At 69.6% G+C, this 13,127-nt stretch carries 12 protein-coding genes; 6 read left to right on the forward strand and 6 right to left on the reverse strand.

The window, feature by feature from the left end; translation table 11 throughout:
- Nucleotides 1-84: 84 nt before the first annotated feature.
- Nucleotides 85-534: a hypothetical protein gene (locus tag LSI54_RS04935; protein ID WP_241465443.1), complete on the forward strand. Its 450-nt coding sequence runs from the start codon at nt 85-87 to the stop codon at nt 532-534.
- Entirely contained in the window at nt 531-1,040 is a 510-nt protein-coding gene (locus LSI54_RS04940; RefSeq protein WP_241465444.1) for an HIT family protein, read from the forward strand. Before LSI54_RS04935 ends, LSI54_RS04940 begins: the two co-directional genes overlap by 4 nt.
- A gap of 14 nt (nt 1,041-1,054) precedes the next feature.
- Here the strand turns inward: LSI54_RS04940 and LSI54_RS04945 are convergent, their stop codons facing one another.
- Together LSI54_RS04945 and LSI54_RS04950 are read right to left on the reverse strand one after the other, a co-directional pair.
- Entirely contained in the window at nt 1,055-2,107 is a 1,053-nt protein-coding gene (locus LSI54_RS04945; protein WP_241465445.1) for a polyprenyl synthetase family protein, read from the reverse strand.
- A gap of 21 nt (nt 2,108-2,128) precedes the next feature.
- The gene (locus LSI54_RS04950) at nt 2,129-2,857 is read right to left on the reverse strand and encodes a demethylmenaquinone methyltransferase (protein WP_342357729.1); all 729 of its coding nucleotides are present in this window, start codon (nt 2,855-2,857) and stop codon (nt 2,129-2,131) included.
- Between the two features lie 60 nt (nt 2,858-2,917).
- Here LSI54_RS04950 and LSI54_RS04955 point away from each other — a divergent pair, with 60 nt between their 5' ends.
- Nucleotides 2,918-4,324 (forward strand): isochorismate synthase, encoded by a 1,407-nt coding sequence (locus LSI54_RS04955; protein WP_241477864.1) that lies wholly within the window; start codon nt 2,918-2,920, stop codon nt 4,322-4,324.
- A gap of 35 nt (nt 4,325-4,359) precedes the next feature.
- On the opposite strand, the gene menD is transcribed toward LSI54_RS04955, so the two are convergent.
- Both menD and LSI54_RS04965 read right to left on the reverse strand, forming a co-directional pair.
- The gene (gene menD, locus LSI54_RS04960) at nt 4,360-6,399 is read right to left on the reverse strand and encodes a 2-succinyl-5-enolpyruvyl-6-hydroxy-3-cyclohexene-1-carboxylate synthase (protein ID WP_241477865.1); all 2,040 of its coding nucleotides are present in this window, start codon (nt 6,397-6,399) and stop codon (nt 4,360-4,362) included.
- Nucleotides 6,396-7,481 carry an o-succinylbenzoate synthase gene (locus LSI54_RS04965; protein WP_241477866.1) on the reverse strand — a complete coding sequence of 362 codons (1,086 nt, stop codon included), beginning with the start codon at nt 7,479-7,481 and terminating at the stop codon, nt 6,396-6,398. The genes menD and LSI54_RS04965 overlap by 4 nt, the downstream gene beginning before the upstream one ends.
- 43 nt (nt 7,482-7,524) lie before the next feature.
- Here LSI54_RS04965 and LSI54_RS04970 point away from each other — a divergent pair, with 43 nt between their 5' ends.
- Nucleotides 7,525-8,493 (forward strand): phosphatase PAP2 family protein, encoded by a 969-nt coding sequence (locus LSI54_RS04970; protein ID WP_241476078.1) that lies wholly within the window; start codon nt 7,525-7,527, stop codon nt 8,491-8,493.
- A 32-nt stretch (nt 8,494-8,525) separates the two neighbouring features.
- Here the strand turns inward: LSI54_RS04970 and LSI54_RS04975 are convergent, their stop codons facing one another.
- Nucleotides 8,526-9,278, reverse strand: coding sequence for an MBL fold metallo-hydrolase (locus LSI54_RS04975; protein WP_241465450.1), 753 nt, complete (start codon nt 9,276-9,278; stop codon nt 8,526-8,528).
- A gap of 105 nt (nt 9,279-9,383) precedes the next feature.
- Here LSI54_RS04975 and LSI54_RS04980 point away from each other — a divergent pair, with 105 nt between their 5' ends.
- Together LSI54_RS04980 and LSI54_RS04985 are read left to right on the forward strand one after the other, a co-directional pair.
- A complete protein-coding gene (locus tag LSI54_RS04980) occupies nt 9,384-10,907 on the forward strand; it encodes an alanine/glycine:cation symporter family protein (protein WP_241470599.1) in 1,524 nt (507 codons plus the stop codon).
- 21 nt (nt 10,908-10,928) lie between these two features.
- Nucleotides 10,929-11,846: a phosphatase PAP2 family protein gene (locus LSI54_RS04985; protein ID WP_241465452.1), complete on the forward strand. Its 918-nt coding sequence runs from the start codon at nt 10,929-10,931 to the stop codon at nt 11,844-11,846.
- Nucleotides 11,847-11,954: 108 nt separating this feature from the next.
- On the opposite strand, the gene LSI54_RS04990 is transcribed toward LSI54_RS04985, so the two are convergent.
- A complete protein-coding gene (locus LSI54_RS04990) occupies nt 11,955-13,058 on the reverse strand; it encodes a fatty acid desaturase family protein (protein WP_241477867.1) in 1,104 nt (367 codons plus the stop codon).
- Nucleotides 13,059-13,127: the final 69 nt, after the last annotated feature.

Here is a 13,127-nt window from a genome sequence, read left to right on the forward strand (position 1 = left end):
GATTGATTAACTCAGCACAGTATGCCGTATTGGGGTGAACGTCGGCGGCGAATGACTCTGTTCCCGGTCTTCTAGACTGAAGTCATGGCTGATATGTTCCTCGACAAGTTCCGCGCCCTGGTGCCCACCTATCTCGACGCGAAGTGGACCCCTGCCGAGGGTCTCACCGTCGAGGAGCTGCGCCAGATGATCGCCGATTCCGAGCTGCCCGATGATCTCAAGGCGCGTCCGCGGCTGCCGCAGGTGCTCGAGGAGTTCTACCTCGCGCTGGGCCGCTGCGAGGAGATCATGGAGGCCTATCACTTCTTCTTCGATCCCGATGAGCTCGTCGTCGAGGACGGACATCTGCTCTTCCTCGAGGACGAGGAGGAGCGCTGGGCCTGGGGCGTCGACGTGGACACCCTCGACGTCCCGGATCCGCTGATCGTGCGGCGCAGCAGCAACTCCGGCATGTGGAACGACGAGGGCGCAACGGTCAGCGAGTTCATCTTCGACCTGCTGGAGTTCTCCTTCGAGGAGGAGGACAACCCGTGAGTGCCCCCGATCTGGCGCAGCTCTGGAGCTCTCACGCCCCGCCGGGCTACTCCTGCCCGTTCTGCGGGCTGGCCCGCGGCGAGGTGGACCACCCCGCGAACCGCTGCGAGCTCAGCGATCTGGTCTACCAGGACCCCGAGCTGATGGTCTTCATGGCCTGTGACGGCTTCGGTCCGCATGAGGGCCACGCGATGATCACCCCGGTGCGGCACCGCGAGACGCTCTATGACCTCGACGACGCGCTGCTGGCGAAGATCGCGATCATGTCCCGCGAGGTCTCCAAGGCGATGAAGCTGGCCTGGAAGCCGGAGGGCACCTCCGTGCGCCAGCACAATGAGCCGGCCGGGAACCAGCACGTGTGGCACTACCACCTGCATGTGTTTCCCCGCTACGCCGATGACATGCTCTACCGGCAGGTCCGACACCCGGTCGACGTCGCGGTCCGCGCCGAGAAGGCGCTCCAGCTGCGCGCGGCGTTGGATCAGGTGCTGGCCAGCAGCAGCTGAACCCCGCGGCTGGATCAGCCGTCGCGCTCGACCACGGCGTCGGCGAAGGAGACCAGCGCGGACTTCACGGTGCTCTCGGGCAGCTCGACGATCGCCTGCTTGGCCCGCTCGGCCCAGCTGTGCGCCACCTGCCAGGACTGCTCGGTCACCGGGTGGGCGACGACGGCGGCCACCGCCTGCGCCAGCGCCTCGTCCGAGCTGAGGTCGGCGTCGATCATGGCCAGCAGCGCGGCTGCGTCCTGCCGGCTCTGCGGCGAGGAGCCGTCCTCGGCCTGCTGGCGCAGCAGCAGCACCGGGAGTGTGGCCACGCCTTCGCGCAGGTCGGTCCCCGGGGTCTTCCCGGATGACTCGGGATCGGCGGTGAGGTCGATGACGTCATCGGCGAGCTGGAAGGCCACGCCGACCGCCTCGCCGTAGTTCTGCAGCATCGCGGTGGTCTGCGCGGAGCAGCCCCCGAAGTGCGCCCCGAGCCGAGAGGCGGCGGCGACGAGCGAACCGGTCTTGTCACCGATCACGCGCAGGTAATGGGCGTAGGCGTCCTCACCGGCCTGCGGGCCGACGGTCTCGTGGAGCTGCCCCATGACCAGGCGCTCGAAGGTCTGCGCCTGAATCTCCGAGGCCTCCACCCCGAGCTCGGACATCAGCCGTGAGGCCCGGGCCAGGATCAGGTCCCCGGTGAGGATCGCCACGGAGTTTCCCCACACCTGGTGGGCGGCAGGCGCCCCGCGGCGCACCGGAGCAGAGTCCATCACGTCATCGTGGTAGAGCGTGGCCAGATGGGTCATCTCCATGACCGCGGCCGCACGACGGACCCGGTCATCGACACCGTTGCCGAGCATCGAGGTCAGCACCGTGAGCAGCGGGCGGACCCGCTTGCCGCCGGCCTGGGCGAGGTACCGCGCTGAGGCGTTCACCAGTTCATCTGCGCTGGCCAGGGAGCCGAGGAGATCCTCCTCGACCCGGGTCAGGGCCTCGGCGACCTCGGCGGCGAGCGTCTCGTCGTCGGCCAGGACGTCGAACCCTGCCGGGAGCTTCGCGGTCAGGGGATCAGCTGCGGATTCATTCATCGGTGTCTAGCCTATCCAGAGTCAGGATGCGGGGAGGGCGCTGGGCTTGGTGGCGTGATGAATCGCAACGATCCCACCGCTGAGGTTCCGGTACTTCACCGCGGCGTACCCGGCGGCGGAGATCTCGGCGGCCAGATGGTCCTGATCGGGCCAGGCCCGGATGGACTCGGCCAGGTACACGTAGGCCTCCGGGTTGGATGACACGGCCCGGGCGGTCGGCGGCAGCGCCCGCATCAGGTACTCGTTGTAGACGGTGTTGAAGACCTTGTTCGTGGGGTCGGAGAACTCCATCACGGCGAGCCGTCCTCCAGGTCTGGTGACCCGCAGCATCTCGCGCAGCCCGGCCAGCGGGTCCACGATGTTACGCAGTCCGAAGGAGATCGTGACGGCGTCGAAGGTGTCGTCGGCGAAGGGCAGGTTCATCGCGTCTCCGGCGATGAAGGTCATGTCCGGGCGGCGTCGCTTGCCCACCTGGAGCATGCCGGAGGAGAAGTCGCAGGCCACTGCCGTCGCACCGGCGTCGTGGAAGGGCTCGGTGGAGCTTCCGGTGCCAGCGGCGAGGTCAAGAACCCGCTCACCTGGGGTGACGTCGAGCGCGGCGACGAGCTTCTTGCGCCAGCGCTTGGTCTGGCCCAGCGAGAGCACGTCATTGGTGAGGTCGTAACGGTCGGCGACCTCGTCGAACATCGAGGCGACGTCCTCGGGCTTCTTCGCGAGGCTTGCGCGGCTTCCGGTGCTGGGGCGATTCACCTTGACATTCTCCCACATGCGCGGATCGCTCCCGCCGCCATGTCCTAGACTTGTCCAGCCATGACAGCGCTCCCCGGTTCCCTCGACGCCACCACGCTGGTGGTGGATCTGCCCCCGGGAACCACGCTGGCGGACATGCTGCCGGCCCTGGATCCCAGCGGCGTCTGGCTGCTGCGCGGTGAGGGGCTGATCGGTCTGGGCACCGCTGCGCACATCAGGACACGGGGCGCGGAGCGTTTCGCGGAGCTGGCGGAATGGCATGAGCAGCATCTGGCCCCGCTGGCCCAGGTCTCCCCGCTGCCGGAGGAGCTGACCGGGATCCCCGGCGCCGGCCCGGTGGCGCTGACCTCGATCACCTATTCCTCGGCCTCGGCCGCGGACTCACACCTGATCCTGCCCGAGCTGATCCTCGGCTCCGCCGAGGGCAGGGCGTGGATCACGACTGTGATCCGTCCCTCGGCGCTGGACGAGAGCTTCGAGGCTGAGGACGACGACGACGCGGCGCTGCGCCGGGTCCATGGTCTCCTGGCCAGGCATTCCCTGCAGCTTCATGGCCGCCGGCTGAGTCTGGTCCCGTCACACAGCGTCGGTTCACACAGCGACGGTTCACACAGTGCGGGGCAGACGGACCGGCTCGACGCCGCCGCCGCGACCTCGCTGATCCAGGGCACCCATTCGGAGCAGCACTACCTGCGGGCCGTGCGCTCCGGGGTCCAGGCGATCGGGCACCGCCGGCTGGAGAAGCTGGTGCTGGCCCGCGACGTCGTCGTCGCCGCCGATGCCCCGCTGGCTCCCGGTCCGGTGCTGGCCGCGCTGGCGGCCGACTATGCCGACTGTTGGACCTATCTGGCCGGCGACGTGCTGGGGGCGACCCCGGAGATGCTGGTGAAGATCCGCGGTCGCGAGCTCTCCGCCCGGGTGCTCGCCGGCACCGTGGACGGCGGCACCGGACTGGAACAGGCCCGCGCCATGCTGCTGGAGGACCCCAAGCAGCGCGATGAGCACCGGCTGGCGGCGCAGTCGCTGCTGGACCAGCTGGCCCCGGTGGCGCAGCACCTGCACGCCCAGGATCCTCCGGCGGTGCTCCAGCTGCCCAACGTCTTCCACCTCTCCACCGATGTGACCGGTCAGCTCACCGCCCAGACCCCTGCGCTGCTGGTGGCCGAGCGCGCCCACCCCACTGCCGCGATCTGCGGCACCCCCACGGCCACCGCCGCCGAGCTGATCTCCACCCTGGAGGGACTCGACCGCGGGGCCTTCTCCGGGCCGGTGGGCTGGATCGATGCCTATGGCAACGCCGACTTCGGGATTGCGCTGCGCGGCGGGATCCTGGAGGAGCAGGGAACCCAGATCAGGCTCTTCGCGGGCTGCGGGATCGTGGCCGGATCGGTCCCCGAGGAGGAGCTCGCCGAGACCTGGGCCAAGATGCGCCCGATGCTCGGAGCCCTCGGCGTGCGCCAGCCCTGACCCGGCGCCGGGTCGCCAGAGGTCGGCGGAGGTCCTCAGAGCTCGGCGGAGGCGGCGCGTAGTCTGGCGTGGAAGTCGCGCAGCACGGTCCTGTCGGTGCGCACCTCGATGATCCGGATGCCCACCCGGTCCTCGAGACCGGAGAGTCCCTCGCCGAGGGACTCGAGATCCTCCGCGTAGTGGTACTCGTGGCCGTAGGCATCGGCGAGCGCCTCGATGTCCACGGTCTGGGGCGTGCCGAAGAACCGCTCCACCGCCTCGGCCTGGCCCTCCCGGCGCCCGACCGCCCCGTGCTCGAGCTGATCGAAGATCGCACCCCCGGAGTCGTTGACCACCACGATGTCCAGGTCCGGCTCGCGTTCGGTGGTCGGCAGCAGCAGCGCGTTGACGTCGTGGAGGAAGGTCAGGTCCCCGACCAGAGCGGTGACCCGGGTGCTGCGGGCCAGTGCGATCCCGGAGGCGGCGGAGAGGTTGCCGTCGATGCCGGCGAGACCGCGCATCGCGTAGACCCGGCGGGCATCGTCGCGGGCGCCCAGCACGGTGCGGTTGAGCACCGCGGCCAGGTCCACGTCGCGGATCACCGAGGAGGAGCCCAGCAGCAGCGGGGTCTTCACGGTCTCAGCCACGTACTGCGCCACCCGCACCGAGGAGAGCTCCCCCTGGGCGAGGGCCTCCTGCTCAGTCAGTGCGGCGTCGATGAGCCGCTGCGCCGCGAGTCCGCGCTCGGTCCAGGCGTCATGCCAGCCTGGAGGGGCCATCGCGGCGAACTGCGCGAGGGCGAGCACGTCGGACAGCTGCCGGCGGGCGAGCCGGTGATCGAACCAGGCCTCCCCGCCGGGGGCGTACTGCACCGCCTCGACGTCGTCCCGGTTGATCAGCTGCTGGACCGGACGGGTCAGGGTGGGCCGACCGGCGACGACCACGCGTTCGATGCTTCCCGCCAGGACGCTGGCGGGGGAACCCTCCGGTGCCTGCAGGATCAGCCGGTACCCCTGGATGGTCCCCAGATCGCTCCAGCGCGCATCGCTGCTGGGCTCGGCGAGCAGCGGGTGCCCGAGCCGCCGGGCCAGCTCGCGCGCCTCGGCCGGGGCATCGGCGCCCATGACGAAGACCGTGCGCGCGGTGCCCAGCCCGGCCTCGAACCTCGCCGCCGCCTCGGCCGGTGACTCGGCCGGTGACTCGGCCGGCGACTCGGCCGGTGACTCAGGACGTGCCCCGGCCGGGGAGTCGGGTTCCGCCGCGGCGGGATTCAGCGTGGCGGCTGCCTCACCACGGGCCTCAGCAGGTGTCCCACCGGCACGCTCCCCCGGGGCCCCGGCCGCAGGTGTTCCCGTGGCCGAGCTCCCGGACCTGAGGATCTCGGTGCCGATGATCTCCGCGCGCAGCTGCTCGGCGGAGTCGGTGCCTCGGCTGCGCGGAAGGAAGGGGGTCCGGGCCCAGCGCTGGGCTCCGCTCTTGCGTCCCTCCCCCGGCGCGGCGGGGACCAGCGGATCGCGGAACCCGATGTTCAGGTGCACCGGACCGGGGGCGGACCCGGTCGCGACGCGCAGCAGCAGCCCCACCTGGGTCTCGGCGGCGAGCATGTCATCGCGTGACTCCGGCTCCAGCCGCGCCTCGCCCTGTTCGAGGTGGATCTCATCTCGCACCCGACCGGCGAACATCCCCTGCTGCCAGGTGGTCTGGTTCGCGCCGGTGCCGTGCAGCTCCTCGGGCCGGTCCGCAGTGATCGCCACCAGCGGGATCCCGGAGAGATCGGCCTCCATCATCGCCGGCAGCAGGTTCCCCGCCGCCGTGCCGGAGGTGGTCACGACCCCGGCCGGGGACTTCGTCGCCATCGCCATCCCGAGCGCGGTGAACGCCGCGGAACGCTCATCGATGCGCACATGCACGGTGATCGCGCCGAGCGCCTCGGCCTCGCGCAGCGCATACGCCATCGGCGCCGACCGCGAGCCCGGGGCCAGCACGATGTGCCGCATGCTCATGGTGAGCCCGCGGATCACCCGCCGGGCCAGGCGCAGGGACTCCACGTCGTAGGCGTCATCGAACTCACGGAACGGGCGCCGGGGTGTGGTCATGTGCTCAATCCTAGAAGCTCCGCGGCGAGCACCCGGTGGGCGGCACGCAGCCGGTCGATCCACCACTGCGCCCGCTCGGGACTGACCCGGTGACGGTGAAGCAGGTCCGACGACGGCGTCACCGCACCGGGGACCGCCAGCACGCCGGCGACCGGGATCAGCGGAGCGTGGGTCACGTCGTGCTCGAACAATGCGGCGGTGCCGAGCCCGCAGGCGTAGGGCAGGCTGGGCAGCCGGGCGGCCAGCGCGAGGCCTGCGGCCAGGCCCACCGAGGTGTCCAGCGCCGAGGACACCACCGCGTCGAGGCCGGCCTGCTCCACGATCTGCAGCGCCCGCTCCACCCCGCCGAGCGGGGGGACCTTGACCACGATCAGGTCCGCCGCGCCGAGCCTGGCCACTCGCAGCGGGTCCTCTGCCTTGCGCACCGCCTCGTCGGCGGCGATCCGCAGCGGCACCCCCGCAGAGGTGACTCCCGCGGCGGCGAGCGCCTCGCGCAGATCCGCCAGCGGCTCCACCCCGGCCACCGGCTGTTCGGCGTATTCGAAGCGCCCTCCGGAGACCTCGGCAAGCCGCTCCAGGGCCGGCACGGCTTCGGCGATGCTCCAGCCGCCGTTGGCGTCCGCGCGCAGCCCTGCATGGGGGGCGAGCCGGCGCACCTCGCGGAACCGGGCGACGTCGTCGTCGAGGGTCTGACCGGGTTCAGCGACCTTGATCTTCACCGCCGGGATCGACTCCACCGCGCCGAAGCGGGTCAGCACCGACTCGACCTGGTCCGGGGAGACTGCCGGCATGGTGGCATTGATCGGGATATGGGTCCGCAGCGGTGTCCCGAACCCCCGCCAGCCCGCTTCGATCCCCGCGCGCAGCCACTGCGCGGACTCGCCGGCGCCGTACTCCGGGAACGGCGCGAACTCGCCCCAGCCGGCCGGTCCGCGGAAGAGCATCGCCTCGCGGCGGGTCTGACCGCGAAAGCGGGTGCGCAGCGGCAGCGAGACCACATGCGCCTGGGCCAGGATCTCCTCCACCTCGGGGAGCTGCCAGCTGACGTTCAGGCCTGCGGGGCCCGGGGTGTGGTGATCCATGCCGTTCAGTCTAGGCAGGGGTGGACCTGCGATACTGATGGACATGTCAGCTGCCCGCGCACTTCGTCCCCCGGCCCGGCGCACAGGCCTGTGGATCGTCTCAATCCTTCTCTGCTGCGCGGTCTTCATCGCCGTCTACGAATACTTCGTCCGCTCCAACTCGGGGCAGTGGGTGGAATACGCGATGCTCGACGCCGCGGCGGAGCGGGTGACCTCGCTCTCCGAGCGCGGCTTCGACCTGTGGTGGCTGAGCCCGGTGATCATCGCGCTGCCGGCGGTGATCTTCCTGGTGATCGTGCTGGCCCGGCAGCGCTTCCTGGCGGCGCTGATCGCGGCTGCCACGGTGGTGGGCGCGAATCTCTCCACCCAGGTGCTCAAGACCCTCTGGCTCGACCGCCCCGACCTCGACAACGGCGTCCCCTACTGGACCGGCAATTCCCTGCCCTCCGGGCACACCACCCTGGCGGCGTCGATGGCGGTGGCGGTCTTCCTGGTCAGTTCCCCGCGACAGCGTCCCTTCGTCGCGGTGCTGGCCGCGTTCTACGCCGGACTGGTGGGTGCCTACACGTTCACCGAGACCTGGCACCGCCCGGCCGACGTGATCGCGGCCTACCTGGTGGTGGCCGTCTGGGCCCTGATCGGTGGCTGGCTGGTCATGCGCACCGGCCCCGAATGGAACACCGCGGTGGTGGACTATGAGCCCGAGACCGCCCCGCTGGCCGGACTCGCCTGGTTCCTCGGCGTGACCCTGACCGTGGTGGCGGTGCTGTGCTTCCTCTTCTCCGGGGGCTGGAGCGGGATCGCGCTCGCCGGGGAGGATCCCAGCCTCTGGCACTGGTTCGCGGGGCTGTTCTTCTCCATCGGCCCGGGCTTCCTGATGGCCGCCGCCGGGATCAACCTGTTCGGCGCGGAGACCGGCCGGCGCCAGCGCGGCGCCCCCGTCCCCTCCCCGAAGGGTGAGACGGTGCACTACCCGATCCCACCCGAGTTCACCGAGCTCTACCGAGTCTGAGCCGGCGACGACGCGGTCTGCGCGCCCGTCGCTCAGCGGCCGCGCAGCCGGGTGATGAGCTCTCGGGACTCTCCCGGCCCGTAGGGCACGATCGGGATCGCCTTGGTGGCGTCGTTGACCGAATCGCGGATGGCCTGGGATGAGACGTTGTAGCCCTGCTGCATCCTCCGGCGCATCGAAGCGACGAAGTCGGCGTCGACCTCGTGCCCGTGACCGGGGATGAAGCGGCGGTAGGCCCCTGCCATGGACCACAGCCGGCCGAGCGCGCGGACCCATTCCTTCGGGTAGGAGTCATGGAACTCCGGGTCATCGCCCTCCCGGACCAGGTCCCCGCAGAACATGATCCCGGCGGAGCCCTCGGCGCTGACGCCGACCACCAGGTCTCCCTGGGTGTGGCCCCGGCCCAGATGCTCGACGACGACGTCGACGCCTCCTCCCAGCTGCAGCGTCACCGGCTCCGCGGAGACCAGGTCGGTCGCGGTCACCACCCCGGCGTCGGCATGGGCGAGGATGCGCTGCACGCCGTGGCGGCGCAGGAAGTCATTGGCCCCGATGTGGTCGGGGTGGCCGTGGGTGCTGACCACGACCAGTTCGGCGGAGCTGAGCTCACGCACTGCAGCCAGCAGTGCTTCATGGTCACCCTCGGCCGGACCCGGGTCGATGAGGACGGCGGTGTCCTCCCCCAGGATCAGTCCGACGTTGAGCGGCGTGGGGCCTCCCAGCTCGGCGAGGAAGACGTGGTCGTCCAGGCGGCGGAATAGCGCAGATTCGGGAGCGTGGTCCATCGTGATCACCTTCTGTGAAACCGTAGTTTCCCCCATTCTGCCTCACCATCCGAACACAGGCTGGGAGGAGGCTTGGGGTGCCGTGGGCGGTAGAGTCAGCCCATTATGACTAATGACGATCTTCTCTCTACGATCAGCCTGATCGAGGACTCCGCGTGGACGTGGCTCGGCATTCCCGTGATCGTCTTCGTGGGCCTCTACCTCGGCTTCCGCACCCGGCTGGTCCAGCTGCGCCACATCCCGGACATGTTCCGGGCCATCACCGACAAGGCCACCAGCGACGAGAACGGCCGCACCCGATCGCTGTCAGCCTTCCAGACCTTCACCATCACCGCCTCCGCACGAGTGGGCACCGGCAACATAGCCGGCGTGGCCGGTGCGATCGCCCTGGGCGGCCCCGGGGCCGTGTTCTGGATGTGGTTGATGGCCATCTTCACCTCGGCGGCCTCCTTCGTGGAGTCCACCCTGGCTCAGCTCTATAAGGTCCGCCGCTTCGACACCTTCAAGGGTGGGCCCGCCTATTACATCGAGCGTGGGCTGGGAACCCGCTCCGGCGGCATCGTCTTCGCGTTGATCTTCATCTTCTGCTTCGCGCTCTCCTTCACCTCGCTGCAGTCCAACACGATCGTCGACGCCGCGACCGGTGCGGCCACCGAGCTGGGCATGGATGACACCACCAGCCTGGTCTGGATCCTCGCCGTGGTGCTCACCGGGCTCACCGGGCTCGTGGTCCTAGCCGGACTGCGCCGAGTGGCGCAGGTGACCCAGCGGGTCGTCCCGATCATGGCGATGACCTACATCCTGCTGGGACTGGTCGTGGTGGCGTTCAACATCGAAGCGATCCCGGCGGTGTTCGGGATGATCTTCGGCGAGGCGTTCAACTTCACCTCCGCGGCGGGCGGCGCCCTCGGCGCGATGATCTCCGCCGGCGTCCAGCGCGGCATGTTCTCCAATGAGGCCGGCATGGGCTCGGTCCCCAACGTCGCGGCCACCGCCGACGTGTCACACCCGGTCAAGCAGGGGCTCGTGCAGACCCTGGGGGTCTACCTGGACACGCTGATCATCTGCTCGGTCACTGCGTTCATCATCCTGGTGACCTTCCCGGATCAGGCGTTCCGGGCTGAGACCAACGTCGGCGGTGAGCTGACGCAGGCGGCGCTGACCGCGAACTTCGGAGCCTTCGGCGCGATCGCGCTGGCGGTCATCATCCTGCTGCTGGCCTTCACCTCGATCCTGGGCAACTACTCCTACGGTGAGATGAACGTGCTGTTCATCTCGAACTCCGAGAAGAGCCGCAAGATCTATGCGGTGGCACTCACCGGCGTCGTCTTCCTCGGCGCGATCATCCCGGTGGACCTGGCCTGGGCCATCGCCGGTGTGACGATGGTCATCATCGCGCTGTACAACCTGGTCGTGATCACTCTGCTGGGCGGCACCGCCGTGCGCCTGCTCAAGCACTATGAGGCGCAGAAGCGACAGGGTCTCGATCCGCTGTTCCTCGCCTCTGACATGCCGGATCTGCGCAACATCGAGTGCTGGACCGAGGCCGACATGGCCGACCACCGGACTGAGCCTGCACCCGCGACGTCACCCGAGTCAGAGTCGGAGCGCGCGCACACCCACCGCTGAGAGGTGCGGCAGAATAGCCGCATGCCTTTGCACCAGAGAAACCCGGCCTTCCACCTCGAGCGGTGGGTGGCCGGGTTTCTGCTGTGTGTGGCGCTCTTCGGGGTGCTCTACCTCGGCGCGGTCCGCACCGGACCGGGCCAGCTGCTGGACCAGATGATGCAGCGCACCGCCTCCGGGACCTGGAATCCGCTGCCGCCGCTGAGCCCGCAGAACGACTGGATCACCGCCTGGATCCTGCTGCCGCCAGCGCTGGCCTGCGTGGCACTGGCGCATCAGCGCGGGCCCCACCAGCGCTGGCTCATCCTGCTGTGCGGGGCCGCGGTGGCGCTGGGCGCCAATGTCACCACGCAGGTGATCAAGCTGGTCTGGTCTGGGCGGCCCACGTTGGTGAGTCTGAGCTCGGAGTGGCCGGCCAACTCGCTTCCGAGCGGTCACACGACCATGGCCGCGGGGGCCGCGGCGGCGGCGTTCCTGATCTGCCGACCACGGGACCGCGCCTTCTGGGGGGTCTTGGCCGGGCTCTGGGCCGCCGGGTGGGGCGGTTACATCTATATCGAGGGCTGGCACCTGCCCAGCGACATGATGGCGGCCTACCTGGTGGTGGCGGCGTGGACGCTGCTCGGCGGAGCCGTGGTGCATCACGTGGAGGCGCGAGACCCGGAACTCGCGCCGCTGCCCGCGGAACCGGGAATCCCCGGGGGACGTCAGGCGGGACTGTCCCTGACGCTCGGCGTGATGGGCACCGTGCTCGGGCTCGCCGCGCTGCTCGGGCCGGTGGCTCGCCATGGGCTGGCCGAGGCGACCGCCTCACCGACACCGTGGCTGTTCCTGGCCGGAGCCGCGCTGTCCTCCGCGCCGGCACTTCTGCTCAGCGCGGCGCTGATTCCCCTGTTCTCCAGCGAGACCCGGCGGCTGACCCGCACTGCTCGGAAGGCCTGAAGGCTCCTCGCCGGGCAGAGCAGAACCGCCCGGTCCACAAGTGAACCGGGCGGCGAGCAACGGGTGCGCAGGGCCCCGTGCTGCGGGCCTGCCGAGACCCAGAAAGGGTCAGCGGGGGCGGTACTGGTTCATGATCGGGCAGTCCATCGGGTCGGCGTAGCCGAGACCCACGCGGTTGAGGTAGGTGACCACCATTCCGTAGGACTGGACCAGTCCGGTCGCGGTGTAGCTGATGCCCTTCTCGGCGCAGAACTCCTCAACGATCGGCTTGACCTTGTGCAGGTTGGGGCTGGGCATCCGCGGGAAGAGGTGGTGCTCGATCTGCAGGTTCAGCCCGCCCATGGCCACATCCATGGCCCGACCGCCCTTGATGTTGCGGGAGGTCAGCACCTGGCGGCGCAGGAAGTCCATGTCGGAATCCTTGGGGATGATCGGCATGCCCTTGTGGTTCGGGGCGAAGCTGCCACCCATGTAGACGCCGAAGACCAGCAGCTGCACGGCCAGGAAGCCGAGTGCCAGGCCGGGGCTCATGGCCAGGAAGATCAGCACCGGGAAGCCGATCAGCCGCACGGCCAGCATGGCCAGCTCGGTCTTGCGGCGCTTGAGCTTCTTGGCGGTGAAGACGGTCTTGAGCGCGTTGTAGTGCAGCGCGATCGCGAAGAGGGTCAGCAGCGGGAAGAACATCCAGCCCTGACGGCGGGCGAGCCAGCCCATGAAGCCGGTGCGCTGCGCAGCGTCCTCGGCGACGAAGACCAGGGCGCCGGGGGCGATGTCGCCATCCTTGCCGATGGTGTTCGGGTTGGCGTGGTGCCTGCCGTGCTTCTTGGTCCACCAGCCGTAGGACAGGCCCACGATGAGGTTGCCGGTGACCCGGCCGAACCACTCGTTGCGCTTGCCGGTGCGGAATACCTGCTGGTGTGCGCCGTCGTGGGAGAGGAAGGCGACCTGGGTGAGCACGATCCCGAAGAACGCGGCGAGGGCGAGCTGCCAGAGACTGTCACCGAGGGTGAACATCGCCACGAAGGCACCGGCGAAGGCCAGGGTCAGCACGATCACGCGGAGCACGTAGCTGGAGGCGCCGCGGTCCATCAGGCCCTCATCCTTGACCCGCTGGGCGAGTTCGAAGAATTCGTTGACCTGCTTGTTACCTGCTGGGCGCACCCGCTCGGGGCGGCCCTGCGCGGCCTCCGACCGTGTCTCAGTGATTGTCATGCTCCTACGTTATCGAGCTGAGACCTCCCGCGCGTCACCCGGCGGAGCCATCTTCACCCCCTACCCGGG

It is taken from the genome of Nesterenkonia sp. AY15, assembly GCF_022565855.1.
Classification (GTDB): Bacteria; Actinomycetota; Actinomycetes; order Actinomycetales; family Micrococcaceae; genus Nesterenkonia.

What these genes read in the sequence shown, in the direction of transcription:
- LSI54_RS04945 (WP_241465445.1), bottom strand. Translation starts at nt 2,107, where the DNA reads ATGAATGAATCCGCAGCTGATCCCCTGACCGCGAAGCTCCCGGCAGGG.
- LSI54_RS04980 (WP_241470599.1), top strand. Translation starts at nt 9,384, where the DNA reads ATGACTAATGACGATCTTCTCTCTACGATCAGCCTGATCGAGGACTCC.
- LSI54_RS04935 (WP_241465443.1), top strand. Translation starts at nt 85, where the DNA reads ATGGCTGATATGTTCCTCGACAAGTTCCGCGCCCTGGTGCCCACCTAT.
- menD (WP_241477865.1), bottom strand. Translation starts at nt 6,399, where the DNA reads ATGACCACACCCCGGCGCCCGTTCCGTGAGTTCGATGACGCCTACGAC.
- LSI54_RS04955 (WP_241477864.1), top strand. Translation starts at nt 2,918, where the DNA reads ATGACAGCGCTCCCCGGTTCCCTCGACGCCACCACGCTGGTGGTGGAT.
- LSI54_RS04990 (WP_241477867.1), bottom strand. Translation starts at nt 13,058, where the DNA reads ATGACAATCACTGAGACACGGTCGGAGGCCGCGCAGGGCCGCCCCGAG.
- LSI54_RS04970 (WP_241476078.1), top strand. Translation starts at nt 7,525, where the DNA reads ATGTCAGCTGCCCGCGCACTTCGTCCCCCGGCCCGGCGCACAGGCCTG.
- LSI54_RS04985 (WP_241465452.1), top strand. Translation starts at nt 10,929, where the DNA reads ATGCCTTTGCACCAGAGAAACCCGGCCTTCCACCTCGAGCGGTGGGTG.
- LSI54_RS04975 (WP_241465450.1), bottom strand. Translation starts at nt 9,278, where the DNA reads ATGGACCACGCTCCCGAATCTGCGCTATTCCGCCGCCTGGACGACCAC.
- LSI54_RS04965 (WP_241477866.1), bottom strand. Translation starts at nt 7,481, where the DNA reads ATGGATCACCACACCCCGGGCCCCGCAGGCCTGAACGTCAGCTGGCAG.